A 1,099-nucleotide genomic window follows, 5' to 3' on the forward strand; every position below is an offset into this window, starting at 1 on the left:
CCGGCGGCGGCGCGAACGGGTCGGCGGCCACGGGGCGGCGCTGCGGGGCGTCCTGCGGCGCGTCGCCGGCGCGCTCGTCGGGCGCGGTCACGGCAGGTGCACCGCGGTGGCGAAGGTGTCCCACCCGCGGGTCAGCCGGGCGCTCAGGCCGGCGTCGAACTCGCCCTCGGGGAACTGCGCGACCACCGCGGCGGCGCCGGCGCCGGTGCGCGACGACACGACCTCGACGACGGTGTCCCCCGACTGCCAGGCGGCGTGCCAGGGCTCGGCGGACAGCAGGTAGACGGTGCGGCCCTCGACGTCGATCGGCTCCGCGGCGGTGAGCGCGGAGACGTCGAGCCGGCCGTGCTGCTCGGTGACGACGACGTCCCCGGTCGGCCCGGACAGGTCCACCTCGAGCGTGCCGCCGTCGTCGCGCAGGTGCACGGCCGTGACCGCCCAGCCCGCGGGGACCTGCTCGGGGCAGGTCCAGCCCTCGGCGCGCATCCAGTCGAGGTAGTCCCGGGTGGTCGCGCCCGCGGCGGGCGCGGCGCCCTCCGACCCGGCGGCGACCACGGGCACCGCGGCGGGACCGGCCTCGCCGAGCAGCGACAGCGCCTCCGCCGACTGGGTCGCCGGGGCGACGGTGGGGCGGTCGCCCAGCAGGAACAGCCCGACCGCGACCACGCCGAGGCCGGTGAGGGACCCCACCGCCGCCCGCAGGCCGCGGCGGGTCGCACCGGCGGCCGTCGCCCCGGGGGCGCTCCCGACGACGGGGCGGTCGCCGAGCAGCCGGCGCGAGCCGAGCACCGAGCCGCCCAGGACGGAGTGCCCACCGAGCACGGACCGCCCGCCGAGGACGCCCTCGCCGAACGGACCGCGCCCGCCGAGCAGGCCCCCGATCCCGGACGTCGCGGGTGCCGACCCGGTGAACGCCGCCGCGCCGCGCACGGCGGACGGCGGCACGAACGGGTCCATGGGCCGCGCGCCGCCCGGGCGGGCGACGGCGTCGGCACCCGAGGGCACGGGCGCACCGCCCAGGGCGAGCAGGCGGGCCGTGAGGTCGCCGGCGGGCCGGACGTCGTCGCAGCCGGACAGCACGCGCCGGGCGGCGCGCGCC

At 81.1% G+C, this 1,099-nt stretch carries 1 protein-coding gene; it reads right to left on the reverse strand.

Going from position 1 to position 1,099, the window contains the following annotated elements; translation table 11 throughout:
- Positions 1–87 precede the first annotated feature (87 nt).
- A partial coding sequence (locus FA014_RS20420; RefSeq protein WP_195969402.1) for a hypothetical protein occupies positions 88–1,099 on the reverse strand: 1,012 nt, incomplete at its 5' end.

It is taken from the genome of Cellulomonas hominis (genome assembly GCF_005239125.1).
GTDB classification, from domain to species: Bacteria; Actinomycetota; Actinomycetes; order Actinomycetales; family Cellulomonadaceae; genus Cellulomonas; species Cellulomonas hominis_A.